This window comes from Sphaerisporangium krabiense, from assembly GCF_014200435.1.
GTDB classification, from domain to species: domain Bacteria; phylum Actinomycetota; class Actinomycetes; order Streptosporangiales; family Streptosporangiaceae; genus Sphaerisporangium; species Sphaerisporangium krabiense.
Genome location: NZ_JACHBR010000002.1, coordinates 1,403,147 through 1,422,738, shown reverse-complemented (window position 1 = coordinate 1,422,738; position 19,592 = coordinate 1,403,147). Strand labels below are relative to the sequence as shown.

At 71.5% G+C, this 19,592-nt stretch carries 15 protein-coding genes; 4 read left to right on the top strand and 11 right to left on the bottom strand.

What is annotated here, in order from left to right:
• Positions 1-20: 20 nt before the first annotated feature.
• Complete coding sequence (locus tag BJ981_RS34225) at positions 21-1,361, bottom strand: FHA domain-containing protein (protein ID WP_184617485.1); 1,341 nt, start codon at positions 1,359-1,361, stop codon at positions 21-23.
• A 262-nt stretch (positions 1,362-1,623) separates the two neighbouring features.
• Positions 1,624-2,763, bottom strand: a complete 1,140-nt coding sequence (locus BJ981_RS34220; protein WP_239139115.1) for a site-2 protease family protein — start codon at positions 2,761-2,763, stop codon at positions 1,624-1,626.
• Between the two features lie 114 nt (positions 2,764-2,877).
• Here BJ981_RS34220 and BJ981_RS34215 point away from each other — a divergent pair, with 114 nt between their 5' ends.
• Positions 2,878-3,738, top strand: coding sequence for a RecB family exonuclease (locus BJ981_RS34215; RefSeq protein WP_184617484.1), 861 nt, complete (start codon positions 2,878-2,880; stop codon positions 3,736-3,738).
• Positions 3,739-3,804: 66 nt separating this feature from the next.
• On the opposite strand, the gene BJ981_RS34210 is transcribed toward BJ981_RS34215, so the two are convergent.
• Complete coding sequence (locus BJ981_RS34210) at positions 3,805-4,689, bottom strand: helix-turn-helix domain-containing protein (RefSeq protein ID WP_184617483.1); 885 nt, start codon at positions 4,687-4,689, stop codon at positions 3,805-3,807.
• A gap of 166 nt (positions 4,690-4,855) precedes the next feature.
• On the opposite strand from BJ981_RS34210, the gene BJ981_RS34205 reads away from it, so the two are divergent.
• From BJ981_RS34205 to BJ981_RS34195, 3 genes are all read left to right on the top strand, one after another.
• Complete coding sequence (locus BJ981_RS34205) at positions 4,856-5,830, top strand: sensor histidine kinase family protein (RefSeq protein WP_184617482.1); 975 nt, start codon at positions 4,856-4,858, stop codon at positions 5,828-5,830.
• 119 nt (positions 5,831-5,949) lie between these two features.
• A complete protein-coding gene (locus tag BJ981_RS34200) occupies positions 5,950-7,155 on the top strand; it encodes a sensor histidine kinase (protein ID WP_184617481.1) in 1,206 nt (401 codons plus the stop codon).
• A gap of 3 nt (positions 7,156-7,158) precedes the next feature.
• Complete coding sequence (locus BJ981_RS34195) at positions 7,159-7,842, top strand: response regulator (RefSeq protein ID WP_184617480.1); 684 nt, start codon at positions 7,159-7,161, stop codon at positions 7,840-7,842.
• 46 nt (positions 7,843-7,888) lie between these two features.
• On the opposite strand, the gene BJ981_RS34190 is transcribed toward BJ981_RS34195, so the two are convergent.
• The 8 genes from BJ981_RS34190 to metH all read right to left on the bottom strand — a co-directional run bounded on the left by BJ981_RS34190 (position 7,889) and on the right by metH (position 19,482).
• On the bottom strand, positions 7,889-8,923 hold the full coding sequence (locus tag BJ981_RS34190) for an ABC transporter ATP-binding protein (protein ID WP_184617479.1): 1,035 nt from the start codon (positions 8,921-8,923) through the stop codon (positions 7,889-7,891).
• Positions 8,920-9,954: an ABC transporter ATP-binding protein gene (locus BJ981_RS34185; RefSeq protein ID WP_184617478.1), complete on the bottom strand. Its 1,035-nt coding sequence runs from the start codon at positions 9,952-9,954 to the stop codon at positions 8,920-8,922. Before BJ981_RS34185 ends, BJ981_RS34190 begins: the two co-directional genes overlap by 4 nt.
• A complete protein-coding gene (locus tag BJ981_RS34180) occupies positions 9,951-10,964 on the bottom strand; it encodes an ABC transporter permease (protein WP_184617477.1) in 1,014 nt (337 codons plus the stop codon). The genes BJ981_RS34185 and BJ981_RS34180 overlap by 4 nt, the downstream gene beginning before the upstream one ends.
• A 94-nt stretch (positions 10,965-11,058) precedes the next feature.
• On the bottom strand, positions 11,059-12,828 hold the full coding sequence (locus tag BJ981_RS34175; protein ID WP_184617476.1) for an ABC transporter substrate-binding protein: 1,770 nt from the start codon (positions 12,826-12,828) through the stop codon (positions 11,059-11,061).
• A gap of 56 nt (positions 12,829-12,884) precedes the next feature.
• Positions 12,885-13,880: an ABC transporter permease gene (locus tag BJ981_RS34170; protein ID WP_184617475.1), complete on the bottom strand. Its 996-nt coding sequence runs from the start codon at positions 13,878-13,880 to the stop codon at positions 12,885-12,887.
• A 776-nt stretch (positions 13,881-14,656) separates the two neighbouring features.
• Complete coding sequence (locus tag BJ981_RS34165; RefSeq protein WP_184617474.1) at positions 14,657-15,163, bottom strand: cellulose synthase; 507 nt, start codon at positions 15,161-15,163, stop codon at positions 14,657-14,659.
• A gap of 133 nt (positions 15,164-15,296) precedes the next feature.
• On the bottom strand, positions 15,297-15,941 hold the full coding sequence (locus BJ981_RS34160) for an HAD family hydrolase (protein ID WP_184617473.1): 645 nt from the start codon (positions 15,939-15,941) through the stop codon (positions 15,297-15,299).
• Positions 15,942-15,999: 58 nt separating this feature from the next.
• A complete protein-coding gene (gene metH, locus BJ981_RS34155) occupies positions 16,000-19,482 on the bottom strand; it encodes a methionine synthase (RefSeq protein ID WP_184617472.1) in 3,483 nt (1,160 codons plus the stop codon).
• Positions 19,483-19,592: the final 110 nt, after the last annotated feature.

Below are 19,592 nucleotides of genomic sequence, written 5' to 3'. Positions count from 1 at the left end.
GGACGGGGAGGCGCGGCGGGTCAGCCCTGCCGGTGGCCGTCGTAGCGCATGGTGCGCGAGACGCCGATGCGCACGGTCGTGCCCGGCAGGATCGGCACCGGCTCGTTCGGCGGGATGTCGTAGAAGTTCGGATCCCCCGGCGGCTGCACCTGGGTGCCGTTGACCGATCCGAGGTCCACCAGGTTGACGTCCCAGCCGTCCAGCCGCACGCGCAGGTGGCGGCGGGAGACCGAGCCGTCGGGGCTGGTCACCCGGGCCGGGCGCGCCTCGCCGGAGGTGACCTCGGGCGCGCGATCGGGGTCGCGGCCGAGCAGGTAGTCGGCGTCGAGGGCCAGCGTCATGCCGTCGTCGAGGGCGAGCACCCCGAGCGAGGGCCGCTCCCCCTTGTAGGGCACGAGGTTGCGCTGCACCAGGGCCACCCCGCACACCGCGCAGTAGGGCACCCGCGGGTCGTTGAAGTGGTCGTTCTGGCAGTCCACCCCGTACACCATGGGACGGCTCGGCGGCTCGGGCGTGGGCCCCATCTCGGTGGGCTCCAGGAGCGGGCCGGAGGCGTGGTCGGGCTCGCCCGCGGGAGGACCGGCGGGCGGGAAGGGGTCGAACTCCTGGGCGCCGGTGTGGCCGCCGCCGGGGGCCTGCCGCGGCGCCTCGGGACCGGGGACGAACGGCTGCTCGTACTCGCGCGGCGGGCCGGGCAGGTCGGCGGGCGGCGGGGGCGCGCTCACGCCGGGCGGGGAGGAGATCGGCGGCGGCGCCTCCACGCCGAACGCGGCCGGGCCGGGCGCCGGCTCGGGACGCGCGGCCTCGGCGGCGGGGAACGGGTCGTGGGCCGCCGGGCGGGGCGCGGGCTCCGGACGCGGCGCGGGACGGGCGGGCAGGCCGCCGTCCGCCTCGGCGAGGTCGGAGACCAGGCCGCCGCCGGGGACCACGCCGGCGTCCAGCCGGGCCTGCCTGAACGGGCGGCCCGCACTGGGCAGCCGCAGCTCGACCGTGCTCACCTGCGTGGTGACCAGGCGGTCGGTCCAGGTGAGCGCGTCCTTGCCGTCCAGGCGGACGTCGGTGCCCGGCCCGGTGATGGCCGCCTGGGCGTCGCCGCTGACCAGCACCGCGATGCCGCCGCCGGCGCGCCCGGCGACCGCGCAGGCGACCGGCTCGGCCGTCATCGCCCGCGCGAGGACCTGGGCGACGCGCCGGGCCAGCGCACGGCCGTCACCTCCGGCCGCCGCGGTGTCCCGCAGCGCCGTCACCAGCTCCTCGGCGACGCCGTCGGCCGCGTCGCACACCAGCAGCAGGCCGCCCATATGAGCGATCAGCCCGTCGCCGGGGAGCGGACGCACCACCCCCACGCCTTGCTCCGTCACAGAAACTCTCCTCCCCGGACTTCACGACCGGACGAACGGCACCCGCGTCAGACCCTCGGCCGCCGGCCGGCGCCGGGACGAGCATGCGTCCAGGGCATGGCGGCGGGACGAGGCAGAACACATATCCAATGGCACCGGACCGTAGCAAAAACCACCGAACAATTCCTTCCTGCACCTGGGGCGGCGAGCCAAACGGCCGGCCGCGAAGTCCCAGATGCCCTGCCACGCCGGGCGAACGGGCGGCGCGCCGCGGGACCGTAGGTCAGACGCCGGCGAAGACGCGGTTGACGTCGGCGGTCACCAGCACGCCGTAGACGTCGCCGCCGCGCTCCACGAGCAGGTACTCGCCGGAGGGCGCGTCGCGCATGGCGTCGAGCAGGGACTCCCCCGACAGGTCGGCCGGCAGCACGAGCGAGGGCTCCAGGCTGCGCGCCAGCGAGCCGACCGTCACCCAGGGCCGCCGCTGCTCGGGCGTGGCCGTGACCGCCGACTCGTTGACGATGGCGATCGGATGTCCCTCGTGGTCGACGACGACCATGGCCCCCGCCTCCGCCTGCGTGGCCCTGCGCATGGCCTCGGCCAGCGGCACCTCGGCGGTGACCGCGATCGCCCGCCGGGCCAGCGCGCGGGCCTGGACGCGCGGCAGGCGGGCGCGGACCCTGGCCACGCGCAGCGCCTGCGAGGCGCCGATCCAGATGAACGAGGCCAGCAGCACCGACCAGAGCATGAGCCACAGGCCCGGGGGCTCCTGACCGGTCACCAGCGAGGACAGCAGCGGCACCGCGACCAGCGCCACGGCGAGGGCCCGGCCGAACCAGGCGGCGGCGATGGTGCCCGTGCCGGAGTTGCGAGTGATCTTCCACACACCGGCGCGGAGCATGCGCCCGCCGTCCAGCGGGAGGCCGGGCAGCAGGTTGAAGACGCCGACGATCAGGTTGGAGACCCAGAGCTGGAACACCAGGACATGAGGGATGGTGCCCTGGGGGATGAACTCGCTCAGGACGAAACCGATCCCGGCCAGGCCGAGGGACAGCAGCGGGCCTGCGAAGGCCACCAGGAACTCGCGCGTCGGCGTCTCGGGCTCGCGCTCGATCTCGGAGACGCCGCCGAGCAGGTAGAGCGTGATGCGGCGCACGGGCAGGCCGAAGTAACGGGCCACGACGCAGTGCGCCAGCTCGTGCAGCAGCACCGAGAGGTACAGGAAGACGGCGAAAACGAAGGCCACGAGATAGGTCACGACGGCGCCCTTGCCGGGCAGGCCGTCGGCGACCTGGGGCTGGAAGGTGTAGGTGATGAACGCCGCGACGATCAGCCAGGTCGGCGAGACGTAGACGGGGATGCCGAAGGGGCGCCCCATGCGCAGCCCCGGCGACTCGGGCCGTTGCGGGGTCTGGGTGCTCATGTTCGTCGTCTTCCCTCCTTGTGCCTCGATGCTACGCGCCTCCCGGAGGCCGTAGGCCGATCACGTGCGCCGCCCGCGCCCGAAGTGTCGGCGGGCTGACTTACAGTTCCCTCCATGAGCATCACGGAGCCGCCCACGGTCATCGGCAGCCTGTCGCCCTCGCGGGCGGGCGACTTCATGACATGTCCGCTGCTCTACCGCTTCCGGGTGATCGACCAGCTCCCCGAGCGGCCCTCCCCCGCCGCCGTGCGCGGCACCCTGGTGCACGCCGTGCTGGAGCGCCTGTACGACCTGCCGGCGGCCGAGCGCACGGTCGCCGCGGCGCAGGCCCTGCTCGACCCGCAGTGGGCGCGCCTGCTCGGCCGCACCCCCGAGTACTCGGCCCTGTTCGACGACGAGGCCGAGCGGGACCGGTGGCTGGCGCAGGCCCACCAGATGCTGGAGCGCTACTTCGCCCTGGAGGATCCACGGCTGCTGGAGCCGGCCCAGCGGGAGCTGTACGTGGAGGCGGTGCTCGACAGCGGGCTCATGCTGCGCGGCTACATCGACAGGCTCGACGTCGCCCCCACCGGCGACCTGCGCGTCGTCGACTACAAGACCGGCAGCGCGCCCGGCCCCGACTTCGAGGCCAAGGCCCTGTTCCAGATGAAGTTCTACGCCCTGGTGCTGTGGCGGCTGCGCGGCACGGTGCCCCGCGTGCTCCAGCTCATGTACCTCGGCAACGGCGAGGTGCTGCGCTACGCGCCCGACGAGGCCGACCTGCGGGCGACCGAGCGCAAGGTGCAGGCCCTGTGGGAGGCCATCGAGCGGGCGCTCACCACGCGCGAGTGGCGCGCCCGGCGCAGCCGGCTCTGCGACTGGTGCGACTACCAGGCCCTCTGCCCGGAGTGGGGCGGCACCCCCCCGCCGGTGCCCGACCGCCGTCCCGGCGACACGATCCGGGGTGCGCGCCGCTCCGCGACCGACGAGCTCTGAGGCGCGCCTGCGGGCGGCCGGCTGTGCGCCGCTCGGCGACCGGCGCGCCGTGCGCCCCGCGCCGCCTCAGGCCGGGGCGGGGCCGGTCAGCCCGCCGTCCTGGACCCACCGGGCGAGCGCCCGCATGGCCGTCTCGGAGGGGGAGCCCGGCTCGGCGGTGTAGACGAAGATCCGCTGGTCGGAATCCTCCGGCAGCGAGAGCGCCTGGTAGGTGAGCTCGACGTCGCCCACGATCCGGTTGCGGTAGCTCGTGACGCCGTACACCCGCTCGTGGACGTCGTGGGCGGCCCACGCCCGGCGGAAGTCCTCGCTCCTGTCCAGCAGCTCGCGGACCAGGGCCCGCGTCAGCGGGTCCTCCGGGTGGCGGCCGGCGTCGAAGTGCGGGAGGGCGGCGACGTGGCGGGCCACGCCCCGCCAGTCGCCGTAGAGGCCGGGGGCGCGCGGGTCCAGGAAGACGAACCTCGCCACGTTGCGGTCGCGGGCCGGGATGCGGTCGAAGTCGGCGATCAGCGCCCTCGTCAGCCGGTTGGCGGCCAGGATGTCGGTGCGGCGGCCTATCACGGTCGCCGGGGCGCCGGCGGCCTCCAGCACCTCCAGGAGCCTGACGGCCGTGGGGGGCACCCGCTGCGGCGGGGCCGGGCGTCCGGGCCGCCGGGCGCGCGCCGGGCGGGACAGGTGCCGCATGTACGCGCGCTCGGTCTCGTCGAGGCGCAGCGCGTCCGCGATCGCGTCGAGCACCTCGTGGGAGGCGTTGCGGCTGCGGCCCTGTTCCAGGCGGGTGTAGTACTCGACGCTGACGCCGGCGAGGCGGGCGAGCTCCTCGCGGCGCAGGCCGGGGACGCGGCGCCTGCCCGAGTCGGCGTCGATGCCGACGTCCTTGGGGCACAGCCGGGCACGGCGGGACCGCAGGAACCCGCCCAGCGCGCCTTCCTCCCTCTCCACGGCGGCCATATGCCCAGTATGTCCCTTATGTCAAGGCTGGAGGGTGGCCCTGATGGTCCCTGTCCGGCAGGGGCCAGTTCGGGCCGCTCCCGCCTGGTCCTGCCGTGTTTCCCTGAAGGAGGGACCGGCCGGGCGCGACGGCGCCGGCCGCCGGCGACCGGGAGGCGAGGCCCTGATGGAGCAGATCACCCGCACGCGCGGGCGGTGCGACCCCGCCCACGCGCGGCCGCTCCGCGCGCCGGGAGCCGCGCCCGTGATCACGCCGTGGGGATGCCCCTGCGCGGCGCAGGACATGCGGCCCGCGGCGGCGGGTGGACCTTTCGGACGGCGGGCCTCCGCCCGGCGGCCCGTCCCCTCCACCGAGGCGACGCCTGGGAAGGGGCCCCGGGCGACGGCCGAGGAGCGGCACCAGGCGACGGCCGAGGAGCGGCACCAGGCGGCGGCCGAGGAGGGGCACCGGTTCGACGCCGACGTCGCGCACGCGCTGCGGACGTCGGTGGCGGCGATCCGCGCCGAACTGGAGGAGGCGCGGCTGCACCCCGGCGAGACCGACCCGGGCGACCTCGCCGCCCGCGCGCTGGCCGGCGTGGACCGCCTGGAGGCGATCATCGGCGACCTGGCCGCGCTCGACGGCCCCCGGCACGGCGAGCCGGCCGCCCCCGAACCCACCGACCTGCTCACGCTGGCCGGGGAGCAGGCCGCCCGCCGGGCCGGGGTGCGGGTGTCCGGCACAGTGGGGATCCTGGTGGACGCCGTGCGCCCCCGGCTCGCCCAGGTCGTCGGCATCCTGCTGGACCTCGCGGCCCGCCACGACGGCGCCGTCCGCGTCGAGGCGTCCCGTGACGGCGACACCGCCCGGCTGACCGTCGGCGGCGGGCCGGACCCGCGGGGCCCGTTCCGGCGGTTCGCCCGGCTGGACGCCGCCGGGCTGCCGCAGAGCGAGAGCGCCGGTCTCGCGCTGGCCCTGGCCCGTGCCCTCGCCCACGAGGGGACGCTGTGGGTGCGCGGCCGGCCCGGCGGCGGGAAGAACGAGGACGCCGGGGACTCCGGCGTCGCCTTCCTGCTCTGCCTGCCCGCCGCACCCGCGGAGCGCGCCGAGGACGTGCGGAGCCGCGACGGCCGGGACCGCCCAGGCCGCCACGTCCGCTGAGACCGCGCGGGGAGGACCTCGCCCCGGTCGCGGGGGCCCCGGCGGATCCTTCCGCAGGATGAGGGGGATATCCGACCTCAGAGGGGTGGCCTACCGGGAAGTCGTCCTAAATTGAGAGGGTGCGCACCACCCCCGTAAGTCCGCGAGCCTGGCTCAGAAGCCATCCCCTCTTCGGCGACTCGGTCCTCGCGGTCCTGCTGGCGGTGCTCTCGCTCGCGTTCGCCGGGCTCGTCTCCGCCCAGGACGCCTCGCAGGGGCGGCTCCCGGCGTACTCGTTCAACGCCGTCGCCGCCGTCCTGGCCGTCGGCACCTGCCTGCTGACGGCGCTGCGCAGGCGGTGGCCGTTCGTCCTGCTCTGCCTGGCCCAGCTCCCGCAAATCGCGCTGGCGGCGCTGCGGTACGAGGGCGGGCTCGTCGGCCTGGTCACGCTGATCCTGCTCTACACCGTCGCCGCCTACCGCGGGCTGGCCCTCAGCCTGGTCGCGGCGGCCGTCGCGCTCGCCACCTACGCCGTGAGCGCCGTAATCGCCTTCGACGCCGGCGGGTGGACCCAGCACGCGATCGTCGTGGTGGTGACGATGACGGTCTGGGTGGGCGGCAGGTCCGTGCGGCTGCGCCGGGCCTACCTCGCCGAGCTGGTCGACCGCGCCGAGCGCCTGGAGCGGGCCCGGGAGGCCGACACCCGGGCCGCGCGCGCCGAGGAGCGCTCGCGCATCGCCCGCGAGCTGCACGACGTGGTGGCCCACCACGTGAGCGTGATGACCGTCCAGGCCGCCGCGGCCCGGAAGGTGCTGGAGACCCGCCCGGAGGCCGCGAGGGACGCGCTGGTGGCCATCGAGGAGATGGGCAGGACCGCGATGCGCGAGATGCGCGGCATCGTCGGCGTGCTGCGCACCGACGGCGAGAGCGGCGAGCTGGCGCCGCAGCCGGGCATGGTGGACCTGCCCGGCCTGGTGGACCAGATGCGCGAGGCCGGGCTGCGCGCCCAGCTGTGGATCGAGGGCGAGCGGCCGGTCATCCCGCCGGGCATCGACCTGGCCGCCTACCGTCTCGTCCAGGAGGCCCTGACCAACAGCCTGCGCCACGCGGGCCCGGCGGCCCGGGCGTGGGTCACCGTGCGCCACGAGCAGGGCGAGCTGCTGGTCCACGTCGAGGACGACGGGCACGGCGGCGTGGAAGCCCCGCAGCGCGGCCCCGGCGATCGTCCCGGGCACGGATTGGTCGGCATACGCGAGCGTGTCGCCCTTTATGGTGGAGTTCTGCGGATCGGCCCACGACAGGGGGGCGGATTCGAGGTACGGGCCCGTTTCCCCCTCAAGGACTGACACATGACGATCCGCGTGCTGCTGGTCGACGACCAGCCCCTTCTGCGCACGGGCTTCCGCCTGATCCTGGAGGCCGAGCCGGACATCACGGTGGTGGGCGAGGCCGGCAACGGGGCCACCGCCCAGGACCAGTCGCGGGCGCTGCTGCCCGACGTGGTGCTGATGGACATCCGCATGCCGGGCGTGGACGGCATCGAGGCGACCCGGCGCATCGTGCGCGACGCCGCCCCCGGCTCCCACGTGCCCCGCGTCCTGGTGCTGACCACCTTCGACCTGGACGAGTACATCGTGGAGGCTCTGCGGGCGGGCGCGAGCGGCTTCCTGCTCAAGGACGTCCCGCCCGACGAGCTGGTGCAGGCGATCCGGGTCGTGGCGGCCGGGGACGCGATCGTGGCGCCGAGCGTGACGCGGCGCCTGCTGGACAAGTTCGCCACCCGCCTGCCGTCGGCCCAGCAGCAGGCCACCCCGGCGCGCGTCAACCGGCTCACCGAGCGCGAGCTCGAGGTGCTGCGCCTGATCGCCAGGGGCATGTCCAACGCCGAGATCGCCGCCGAGCTGGTCGTCAGCGAGACGACCGTGAAGACGCACGTCGGCAACGTGCTGACCAAGCTGGCGCTGCGCGACCGGGTGCAGGCCGTGGTGCTGGCCTACGAGACCGGCCTGATCACCCCGGGCACGATCCCCTGACCGGCCCGGGGGCTCGCGCCGGGCCCGCGCGGCCCGGCGCCGCGCGTCAGGCGGGCACCTGCGCCCCCGCGTCGCCGGGCACGGCCTCGGCGGGGACGTTCTCCGGGAAGTGGCAGGCGACCTGGTGGTCGGCGGCCCGCTCGACGAGCGGCGGCTCCTGGGTCTTGCAGATCTCCTGCGCCTTCCAGCACCGGGTGTGGAAGCGGCACGCCGGCGGCGGGTTGAGCGGGCTCGGCACGTCGCCCTGCAGGCGGATGCGCTCGCGCGCGCCCCGCAGCTTGACGTCGGGCACCGGCACGGCGGACAGCAGCGCGTTGGTGTACGGGTGCATCGGCGCCTCGTACAGGCTCTTGCTGTCGCCGATCTCGACGATCTTGCCGAGGTACATGACCGCGACCCGGTCGCTGATGTGCCGGACGACCGACAGGTCGTGGGCGATGACGACGTAGGTCAGGTCGAGCTCGTTCTGCAGGTCCTCCAGCAGGTTGACGACCTGGGCCTGGATGGAGACGTCCAGCGCCGACACCGGCTCGTCGGCGATGATGAGCTTGGGCTTGAGCGCGAGCGTGCGGGCGATGCCGATGCGCTGCCGCTGGCCGCCGGAGAACTCGTGCGGGTAGCGGTTGTAGTGCTCGGGGTTGAGGCCGACCAGTTCGAGGATGTCCTGGACGGCCTTCTTCACGCCGTTCTGGGGCTTCACGCCCTGGATGCGGAACGGCGCGCCGACGATGGCGCCGACGGTGTGGCGCGGGTTGAGCGAGCTGTAGGGGTCCTGGAAGATCATCTGCATGTCGCGGCGCAGGGGGCGCAGCCCGCCCTGCGACATGTGGGTGATGTCGCGCCCCTCGAAGACGATCTCGCCGCCGGTGGGCTCCAGCAGGCGGGTGATCAGGCGCCCGGTGGTGGTCTTGCCGCAGCCCGACTCCCCCACCAGGCCGAGCGTCTCGCCCTTGCGGACCTCGAAGTCCAGGCCGTCCACCGCCTTGACCGCGCCGACCTGGCGCTTGACCAGGCCCTTGGTGATCGGGAAGTGCTTCTCCAGGCCCCGCACCGACAGCAGGGCTTCCGACGGGCGGCTCACACGGACTCCAGGGTCGGCTTGATCTCGTTCTCCCAGGCGGCGCGGCGTTCCTCGCGCGACATGTGGCAGCGCACCAGGTGGCCTCCCTCGGTCTCCAGGAGCTGGGGCACCTCGGTCTTCCCTCTGCCGCCGGTGCGCGGCTCGAACGCGCAGCGGGGATGGAAGGCGCAGCCGGACGGCACGTTGATCAGGGAGGGCGGGGTGCCCTTGATCGGGGTGAGGCGGTCGGTGCGCTCGCGGTCGAGCCGGGGCATCGAGCCCAGCAGCCCCCAGGTGTAGGGGTGCTCGGGCCGCTCGAAGATGTCCTCGGCCGCGCCGTACTCGATGCACTTGCCGGCGTACATCACCAGGATGTCGTCCGACAGCTCGGCCACGACGCCGAGGTCGTGGGTGATGATGATCAGCGCGGAGTTGAACTCCTGCTGCAGGTCGCGCATCAGGTCCAGGATCTGGGCCTGCACGGTGACGTCCAGCGCGGTCGTCGGCTCGTCGGCGATCAGCAGCTCGGGGTCGCACGACAGCGCCATGGCGATCATGGCGCGCTGGCGCATGCCGCCGGAGAACTCGTGCGGGTAGCTGTCCACGCGCCGGTCCGGCTGCGGGATGCCGACGCGGCCGAGCATGTCGATCGCGTGCTTGCGGGCGACCGCCTTGCTGACCTTGTTGTGGATGCGGTAGGCCTCGATGATCTGCGCGCCCACCGTGTAGTAGGGGTGCATCGCCGACAGCGGATCCTGGAAGATCATCGCCATCTTCTTGCCGCGCAGCGTGCGCACGTGCTCGGGCGAGGCGGCGACGAGTTCCTCGCCGTCCAGCCAGATCTCGCCCGAGATCTTCGCCCGCCCGCCCTTGTGCAGGCCGAGGATGCCGAGGCTCGTCACGCTCTTGCCCGAGCCGGACTCCCCGACGATGCCGAGGGTCTTGCCCCGCTCCAGCTCGAACGACAGCCCGTCCACGGACTTGACCAGGCCGTCATCGGTCGGGAAGTGGATGCTCAGGTTCTCGACGCCGAGAAACGCGGTCCCTGTCACGCAAGCCTCACCCTCGGGTCCACGACCGCGTAGAGCAGGTCGACTACTAGGTTGGCCACGATGATGAACGTGGCGGCGAGCAGCGTCACCCCCATCACCTGGGGAAGGTCGTTGTTGCTGATGGCGTCCACGGCGTACTTGCCCATGCCGGGCAGCGAGAAGGTGCTCTCGGTGAGCACGGCCCCGCCGAGCAGCAGGCCGAGGTCGAGGCCGAACATGGTGAGCACGGGGGTCAGGGTGGCGCGCAGGCCGTGCTTGACCACCACGACCCGCTCGGGAAGCCCCTTCGCCCTGGCCGTGCGAATGTAGTCCTCCGACATGGTCTCCAGCATGCCCGCCCTGGTGAGCCGCGCGTACCCGGCGGCGTACAGGAAGGCGAGCGTCACCCACGGCAGGATGAGGTTCTGCGCCCAGATGGCCGGCGATTCGGAGAACGGCACCCAGTCGGCGACGTCGCCCACCAGCCCGAGCTGGTCGCGGAAGATCGCCAGGGAGACGATGCCGGTGAAGAAGATGGGCAGCGAGACTCCGGCCAGCGCGACGCCCATGGACAGGCGGTCGAAGAAGCTGCCGCGCCGGAGGGCCGACACCACGCCCGTCGCCACGCCGAACACCACCCAGACGACCGCGGCGCCGAGCGCCAGCGAGAGCGTGATCGGGATGCGGTCGAGCAGGTCCGGCAGCACGGGGTTCTGGGTGACGTAGGAGTAGCCGAAGCAGGGGGCGGGGCAGTGCTCCACACCGGGGCCGTAGTTCCTCTCGATGCCCACGAAGATGCCCTTCACGAACCGCCCGTACTGCACGGCCAGCGGGTCGTAGAAGCCCAGCCTGATGGCGGTGTCGTGGATGACCTGGGCGTTGGCCGCCTTGCCCACGTACCGGGAAGCGAGGTCGTCAGCAGACATCCCCGCGAGCCGAGGCACGAGAAAGAAGATGGCGAACGTCGCGATGCTCACCACGAAGAGCAGCATGACGGCCGCTATCAACCGTCTGACGATGTATGTGACCACTGATCTCGGCCATGGCGGCCGGGCCCGGTGGGGCCCGGCCGCCGAAGCCTTCACCTGCTTTCGACGAGCGTTCCCGGGGTTCTCCCGGACCGGTTTACTGGGTGCTCAGCGTGAGGTACTCGTACGTGCCCCAGTTCTGGCTGACGAAGACGTTCTTCAGCGTGGCCGGCCGGTAGAACAGGCCGTGCGCCCACACGTACGGAAGGATGAACGCGTCGTCCATGACCTTCGCGTCGACCTGCGCCCAGACGTCGTTGCGCTTGGCGGCGTCGGTCTCGCCGGCCGCCTGGTCGATGAGCTTGTCGATCTCCGGGTCCTTCACCGTGAGGTTGGTGTTGCCCGCGGGGCGGATGACCCGGCTGTCGACGATCTGCTGGAAGAAGCCGAAGCCCTCGGGGTAGTCGGCGCCCCAGCCGTAGACCATGAGGCCCAGGTTGTTCTTCGTGGCGAACTCGGGCTTGCCGGCGTACAGCTTGAAGTAGTCGCCCTGCGGGTAGCCCTTGAGCTCCAGCTTGATGCCGATCCGGCCGAGCGACTGCTGCAGCGCCTCGGCGGTCTGCTTCTCGGCGGCCCGCTCGTTACGGAAGGAGATGCTGGTGCTGAAGCCGTTGGGCTGGCCGCAGGCCGTCAGCTCCTGCTTGGCCTTGTCGACGTCGCCGGTGGGGTGGGCTTCGACGCCGTAGGGGTCGATCTTCTTGTAGCCGGTCATCGTCTTGGGCATGAGGCTGAGCGCCACGTCGCCGCCGGCGTCGGGGCCGCCGTAGACGCCCTGGATGGCCGAGCGGTCCGCGGCGTACATCACGGCCTTGCGGCAGTGGACGTTGTCGAACGGCGGCACGTCACCGTTGATGTTGGTGAACCAAGTGCGCGCGATCGGCGCGGAGTCGGAGTACTGCTTGCGCTTGTCGTCGGTCAGGACGCTCTTGCGCGCGTTGGCGCCGACACCGGTGCTGTTCACCTTGACGTCGATCTTGCCGGAGAGCAGGCGCTGGTCGAGGTCGTCCTCGTTCTGGCCCAGCAGCACCTCGATGGAGTCGTTGAGCTGCTTGCGGTTGGGGTCGCTGGCCGGGTCCCAGTTGGGGTTCTTGACCAGTTCGATCCGCTTGCCCAGCTCGTGCGACTTGAACATGTAGGGGCCGCTGGCGACCGGGTGCTCCTTGTACTTGGAGCCGGTGTCCTTGGCCGCCGGCACGGGAGCCGTCTGCGGGAGCATCGCGAAGTAGTCGAAACCGCCGTACGCCTTCTTCAGGTGGAAGACGATGGTCTGGTCGTCGGGGGTCTCGATGCCCTTCCAGCCGTCGATCTTGCCCTTGTCCTTGTACGGGCCCTTGTAGTCGCCGGCGTCGATCCAGTCGTTGAAGTAGGTCGGGCCGCTCGGAAGGATGTCCTTGTCGAGGGAGCGGGCGACGGCGTACTTCACGTCCTTGGACGTGATGGGGGTGCCGTCCTCGAACTTCACGCCCGCGCGGAGCTTGTACGTCCAGGTCTTGCCGCCGTCGCTCGGCTTGCCGAGCTCTTCGGCGAGGTCCGGGACGAGCTGGAGGCCCTCCTGACCCGGCACGGGCTTGAACATGGTGAGCGCGCGGCTGTAGAGACGCGCGAAGTTCCACGCGTAGCCGTAGTACATGTCACCCGGGTCGACGGAGTCGAAGTCGCCCGGCATGCCCATGTGGAGGGTGCCGCCCGCCTTCTCCGAGGGGTTCACGACCTGCTCGACCCCGGCGTTGAACTTGCTGGAGGGAGCCGCCGCGTCACCGCCGCCGCTGGAGCCGCTCTTGGCGCCGCCGCCGCCACCGCAGGCGGCCACTACCAGGGCGAGGCCCGCGGTGGCCACCACCGCCGACGCCTTGGATTTGAGGTTCATGGACCTGACACACCCCTTGAAGCTAGGAGTACCGAAATTGCGAAACACTCACGCGCTCATCGGGCCTTGGGATCGAAGGCGTCCCTCAGGCCGTCACCGAGCAGGTTGAACGACAGCACGGTGATGAAGATCGCGAGACCGGGGAAGATCATGTAGTTGGGCGCCACCTGATAGTTGTGCACCGCGTCGGCCAGCATGCCTCCCCACGTCGGGGTGGGCGGCCGGACGCCGACCCCGAGGAAGGACAGCGCGGCCTCGAACAGGATGTTCGTCGGGATCAGCAGCGTCGCGTAGACGAGGATCGGCGCCAGCAGGTTGGGGAGGATCTCCTTGAACAGGATCGTGTGGCTGCGCGCGCCCAGGCTTCTGGAGGCGTCGACGAACTCCCGTTCCCGCAGGGACAGTGTCTGGCCGCGGATGATCCGGCCTATATAAGGCCAGTTGAAGAAGCCGATGATGAACACGAGCAGCGTGATCCTCAGCGTGTCCCCCGAGAGGCCGAACGCCTTGTCCGGGATCACCCCCGCCAGCGCCAGCGCGAACACCAGCAGCGGGAAGGCGAGGAAGATGTCCATCAACCGGCTGATGATCATGTCGACCCAGCCGCCGAAGAAGCCGGCGATCATGCCGAGCAGCGTGCCGAGCATCACGCACAGCAGGGTCGCGAAGAACGCGATCAGCAGCGAGATGCGCGCGCCGTACAGGACCCGGCTGAACAGGTCACGGCCGGTGGTCGGCTCGACGCCGAACAGGAAGTCCCAGCTCATGCCGCCGAAGGAGCCGATGGGAGCCTGGATGGCGGGGTCGATCTTCTCCCGGTGCCACTCCGCGGGCGGATGACCGAGCCACGACACCAGCAACGGCGCGAAGATCGCGATGAGGATCAGCAGGACGATCACCACGCCGCCGACCACGGCGACACGGTCGCGCTTGAGCCGCATCCATGCGATCTGTCCGAGCGACCGGCCCTGGATCGCCTTGGCCGGCCCGTCGAGCACGGCCTCCGGCGAGGCCTCCAGCTCCTTGCTGGAGGCGTCGAGCGGTGCGGTCATAAGTGTCGGCTCCCTGGATCCCAGACGACGTTGTCCGTCTGGCGCGGCCGCCCGTCCGGAGGTGGCGGGCGGGCGTCGCCCCATGTTGCATGCAGGGCCGTGTATATGGCCCCGGACGCAGAATCTACGTGCTGAGCTGCGATGACCAGTACCCTCGCACGCTATGTGGCTCAACTGTGATTCTTGCGAAATTCATTCGTATCGATCTTGGACCGAATATTCGGGACCTGTCCGGGTTGTGTCTCAGAACCGTGACACGGCACGCGAAACCCGGCCGCGCGCGCCCTCGTGACGCCCCGGCGCCGGCCCGGCGCCGGGCACGGCCGCGCGGACCCTGGGCGTGATCAAGGACTGTCGATCTTATCGAGGGGCGTCTCGGCCTATCCGGAGGCACACCGGCGTCGCCATACCGTTACAGAAACGTGATGACATCGCCACCGTACGCACAGATCCGCGCGCCGGGCGGCGGTTTCTCACGACCCCGGACGAACGGGCGCCGCCGTGGTCGCCGGGTACAGGGATGGGCGCGCATATCACAGATCTTCGGCACCGGGGTGCGCTCGCCCGCGATGTGGGGTATGTCTTGGTCGTCGCCGCCCGGACGGGGGCATGCCGTACGTGCCTCCGCCCGCGCGCGGCGGCGCTCGCCGCCGGCCCCTGTCAGCCCAACGCGAGAAAGCGGCCGCGGCGGATCCGGCCGCGCCGGCCGCACCCGTGCGGTGGAGGGCACGCCACCGTCCACCGCACGGCGAACTCACCGTCGGCGCGGGGGCGCGCTAGCTGATACCGCGGCGCTTGAGGATCTCTTCGATGTCCGACAGGTCGTCGTCGGCGGGCGCCGCCGCGGCGGCGGCGGGACGGCGGCGGGGCAGCGGCGGCCGGTTCGGCTGCGTCGGCGCGCCCGCGCTCACCGCCGGGGCGCCCGCGGCCTCAGGGACGGACTCCGGAGCGGCCTTCTTCCCGGACCGCTGCCGGGCGGCGCCCCGGCCCAGCATGACGCCGGACACCAGGTACAGCACGACGGCCAGCCCCGTCACGGCCACGCCCGCCCAGACCGTCGGCGAGAACACCAGCCCCGTGACGAAGCCCACGGCGGCCGTGCCCATCTTCCACAGCGTGGACAGCGCGCCGGTCAGGTAGGCGGCGACCGGGATCAGCGACCACGCGGCCAGGCGCAGGCCGGACGCCGCCCCCCGCCTGCGGAACGCCAGAAAGCTGAGCACCAGGCCGACGGCGGTCAGTCCTCCGCACAGCGGAAGCCAGGCGATCTGGTCGAACGACATAAAGGCTCGCCCCCTTGTTCACGGCTCTCCGTTCCATCCTGGCACGCGGACGCGCGCCGTCCCCTCCTCCCCAAGGAGGGGCCACCCCCTAGGGGAGGAGGAGGAACCTCCTCCGGGACGGGGGCGCGTAGCCTCAGGAGGCCGCGAGGGCGCGCAGCGCCGCCACGTCCACCTGCTTCAGCGACTCGACGACCAGGCGCCTCGGCGCCGGCGGGACGGGGACGACGCTCGGGACCGCCACGACCGCGCACCCCGCCGCGGTGGCGGCGGCGACGCCGTTCGGGGAGTCCTCCAGCGCCACGCACCGCGCGGGCGGCACGCCCACCCGCTCCGCCGCCAGCAGGTACGGCTCGGGGGCCGGCTTGAAGTTCCGCACGTCGTCCCCGGTGACGACGATGTCGAAGTGCTCGCGGCCGATGCCGTTCAGCACCGAGTCCGCCATCAGCCGGGCGGAGGAGGTGACCAGCCCCGTGGGCACCCCCGCCGCGCGGATCTCGCCCAGCAGTTCCAGGGCGCCGGGCATCGCGTCGAAGCCGTCCGCCAGCAGGGCGAGCACGCCGTCGAGCATCCACGCCTCGACCTCGGCGGGGTCGCGGTCCGACCCCGCGACCCTCAGCATGTACGCCACCGTCGCCGGCATGGAACCGCCGACCAGATTCTCCTGGTCGGCCTGGGTCCACGCGGCCCCCAGACGTCGCATGACGTCGGACTCGACCTGAAACCAGAGCTTCTCGGTGTCCACGAGAAGCCCGTCCATGTCGAAGAAGACCGCGTCCACTTAGAACCCTCCTGTCGGCTTTAGGTACACCATGACCGTACCGTCTGGCCGACAGGGGTCAGACGTTGAAGTATTTGGCTTCGGGGTGGTGAACGATCATCGCCGAGGTCGCCTGCTCGGGGTGCAGCTGGAACTCCTCCGACAGCGACACCCCGATCCGCTGCGGGTCCAGCAGCTCGAACAGCTGCCGCTGGTCCTCAAGGTTCGGGCAGGCCGGGTAGCCGAAGGAGTACCGGCAACCGGCGAAGTTGACCTTCAGCATGTCCTCCAGCGCCTCGCCCCCGCCGATGCCCAGCTCCGCCCGCACCCGGGCGTGCCAGTACTCGGCCAGCGCCTCGGTCAGCTGCACCGACAACCCGTGCAACTCCAGATAGTCCCGGTAGGCGTCCTTGGCGAACAACTCCGCGGTCGCCTGCGAGATCCGCTCCCCCATGGTGACCACCTGGAACCCCACCACATCCACCTGTCCCGACCCCGCCGGGCGGAAGAAGTCCGACAGGCACAGATGCCGGTCCCGGCGCTGGCGCGGGAAGGAGAACCGGGTCCGCTCCCGCCCCGCCTCATCCAGGATGATCAGGTCATCGCCGGCCGACACGCACGGGAAGTAGCCGTAGACCACCGCGGCCTGCAGCAGGTTCTCGGTCTGCAGCCGCTCCAGCCACATCCGCAACCGCGGCCGGCCCTCGGTCTCCACCAGCTCCTCATAGGAGGGCCCCGAACCGCCCTGGCCGCTGCCGCCGCGGGCGGGTTTGAGGCCCCACTGGCCCATGAAGGTGGCCCGCTCGTCCAGGAACGCGGCGTAGTCGGCCAGCGGGATGCCCTTGACCACCCGGTCCCCCAAGAACGGCGCGGCAGGCACCGGGTTGTCGGCGGCGACATCGGAGCGGGCGGGCAGCTCCTGCTCAGGGGTACGGACCAGGGTGGCGCCGGTCTTGACGCGGCGTTCACGCAGCGGCGGCAGCGCGGCGCCGGGGGTGCCGCGTTTGACGGCCATGAAGGCGTCCATCAGCCGCAGCCCCTCAAAGGCGTCCCGGGCGTAACGGACCTGGCCTTGGAAGGTGTCGGCCAGGTCCTGTTCCACGAACGCCCGGGTCAGCGCGGCGCCGCCCAGCAGGACCGGGAAGCGGGTGGAGATGCCGCGGGAGTTCATCTCCTGCAGGTTCTCCTTCATGATGACGGTGGATTTGACCAGCAGCCCGGACATGCCGATCACATCGGCGTCCTTTTCCACCGCGGCCTCCAAGATGGCCGACACCGGCTGCTTGATGCCCAGGTTGATGACCTCATAGCCGTTGTTGGACAAGATGATGTCCACCAGGTTCTTGCCGATGTCGTGCACGTCGCCCTTGACGGTGGCCAAAACGATCCGGCCCTTGGACTGGCCCTCCACCCGGTCCATGTGCGGCTCCAGATACGCCACCGCGGCCTTCATCACCTCGGCCGACTGCAACACGAACGGCAACTGCATCTGGCCCGAGCCGAACAGCTCCCCGACCGTCTTCATGCCCTCCAGCAACACCTCGTTGATGATCTCCAGGGCGGGACGGGTGACAAGCGCCTCATCCAGATCGGCCTCCAGGCCCTTGCGCTCCCCGTCCACGATGCGCGCCTTCAGCCGCTCGGCCAGCGGCATCGCCGCCAGTTCGGCGGCCCGGTCGGCGCGCATCGCCGCCGCGTCCACCCCCTCGAACAACTGCATGAACACCGCCAGCGGGTCGTAATCCTCACGCCGCCGGTCATAGACCATGTCCAACGCCACCTGGCGCTGCTCGTCGGGAATGCGCGCCATCGGCACGATCTTGGAGGCGTGCACGATCGCCGAATCCAGCCCCGCGTTCACGCACTCGTTCAAGAACACCGAGTTCAGCACGATGCGGGCGGCCGGGTTGAGCCCGAAGGAGATGTTCGACAACCCCAGGGTGGTCTGCACCTGCGGGTAGCGGCGCTTGATCTCCCGGATCGCCTCGATCGTCTCCAGACCGTCCCGGCGGGTCTCCTCCTGGCCGGTGGCGATCGGGAAGGTCAGGCAGTCGATGATGATGTCCTCGACCCGCATTCCCCAATTGGTGGTCAGGTCCTCGATCAGGCGGGAGGCCACCCGCACCTTCCAGTCCGCGGTGCGCGCCTGACCCTCCTCATCGATGGTCAGCGCGACCACGGCCGCGCCGTGCTCCTTGACCAGCCCCATGATCTTGGTGAACCGGGAATCGGGGCCGTCGCCGTCCTCGTAGTTCACCGAGTTGATGATCGCCCGCCCGCCCAGCATCTCCAGCCCGGCCCGCAACACCGCCGGCTCGGTGGAGTCCAGAACGATCGGCAACGTCGAGGCCGTGGCGAACCGGAACGCCAACTCCCGCATATCGGCCACACCATCCCGGCCGACATAATCCACACACAGATCCAGCATGTGCGCCCCGTCACGCACCTGGCCCCGGGCGATCTCCACGCACTCGTCCCAGTTCTCCGCCAGCATCGCCTCACGGAACGCCTTGGAGCCGTTGGCGTTGGTGCGCTCCCCGATCGCCAGATACGAGGTGTCCTGCCGGAACGGCACATGCTGGTACAACGACGACGCCCCCGGCTCCGGCCGCGGGCGGCGCTCCACCGGCTCATGGCCGCCGACCGCCTCCACCACCTGGCGCAGATGCTCCGGGGTGGTGCCGCAGCAGCCGCCGACCAGGCCCAGACCGTACTCGGCGGTGAACTGCACATGCGCCGCCGCCAGCTCCTCCGGCGACAGCGGATACCGCGCCCCATCGGCGGTCAGCTCCGGCAACCCCGCATTGGGCATGCAGGAGAGCGGCAGCCGGGCATGCCGGGCCAGATACCGCAGATGCTCGCTCATCTCGGCCGGACCGGTCGCGCAGTTCAACCCCAGCACATCCACACCCAGCGGCTCGATCGCCGAAAGCGCCGCCCCGATCTCCGACCCCAGCAGCATCGCCCCGTTGGTCTCGATCGTCACCTGCGCGATCACCGGCACATCACGCCCCGCCGCCTCGATCGCCCGCCGCGCCCCCACCACCGCCGCCTTGACCTGCAACAAATCCTGACACGTCTCCACGATCAACGCATCAGCCCCACCCGCGATCAACCCCGCCGCGTTCGCCTCATAAGCATCCCGCAACGCCTCGAACGCCACATGCCCCAGCGTCGGCAGCTTGGTCCCCGGCCCCATCGACCCGAGCACGAACCGCGGCCGCTCCACCGAAGCGAACCCATCCGCCGCCTCCCGCGCCAGCGCCGCCCCGGCCCGCGACAGCTCGAACACCCGATCGGCGATGCCGTACTCCCCCAGCGCCGCCAGATTCGCCCCGAAGGTATTGGTCTCCACGCAATCCACACCCACCGCGAAGTAGGCCTCATGCACCCCGCGCACGATGTCCGGACGCGTGACGTTCAACACCTCGTTACACCCCTCATGACCATCGAAGTCATCCAGCGAGGGGTCATAGGCCTGCAACATGGTGCCCATCGCACCATCGGCCACCAGGACGCGCTGGGAGAGCTCACGCCTGAAAGAGGAGGCTTCACGGTTCATGCGCCCAAGCCTAGCGGCCAGGGGAAAACGAAACCCGGCGCCGATGCGCGGCGTCCAATTCGGACGGTCTCGCGTACGGCTATCCCCCTCTCGGTGACACTGACCGCCCC

What these genes read in the sequence shown, in the direction of transcription:
- BJ981_RS34220 (WP_239139115.1), bottom strand. Translation starts at nt 2,763, where the DNA reads ATGAGCACCCAGACCCCGCAACGGCCCGAGTCGCCGGGGCTGCGCATG.
- BJ981_RS34215 (WP_184617484.1), top strand. Translation starts at nt 2,878, where the DNA reads ATGAGCATCACGGAGCCGCCCACGGTCATCGGCAGCCTGTCGCCCTCG.
- BJ981_RS34210 (WP_184617483.1), bottom strand. Translation starts at nt 4,689, where the DNA reads ATGGCCGCCGTGGAGAGGGAGGAAGGCGCGCTGGGCGGGTTCCTGCGG.
- BJ981_RS34205 (WP_184617482.1), top strand. Translation starts at nt 4,856, where the DNA reads ATGGAGCAGATCACCCGCACGCGCGGGCGGTGCGACCCCGCCCACGCG.
- BJ981_RS34195 (WP_184617480.1), top strand. Translation starts at nt 7,159, where the DNA reads ATGACGATCCGCGTGCTGCTGGTCGACGACCAGCCCCTTCTGCGCACG.
- BJ981_RS34175 (WP_184617476.1), bottom strand. Translation starts at nt 12,828, where the DNA reads ATGAACCTCAAATCCAAGGCGTCGGCGGTGGTGGCCACCGCGGGCCTC.
- BJ981_RS34170 (WP_184617475.1), bottom strand. Translation starts at nt 13,880, where the DNA reads ATGACCGCACCGCTCGACGCCTCCAGCAAGGAGCTGGAGGCCTCGCCG.
- BJ981_RS34165 (WP_184617474.1), bottom strand. Translation starts at nt 15,163, where the DNA reads ATGTCGTTCGACCAGATCGCCTGGCTTCCGCTGTGCGGAGGACTGACC.
- metH (WP_184617472.1), bottom strand. Translation starts at nt 19,482, where the DNA reads ATGAACCGTGAAGCCTCCTCTTTCAGGCGTGAGCTCTCCCAGCGCGTC.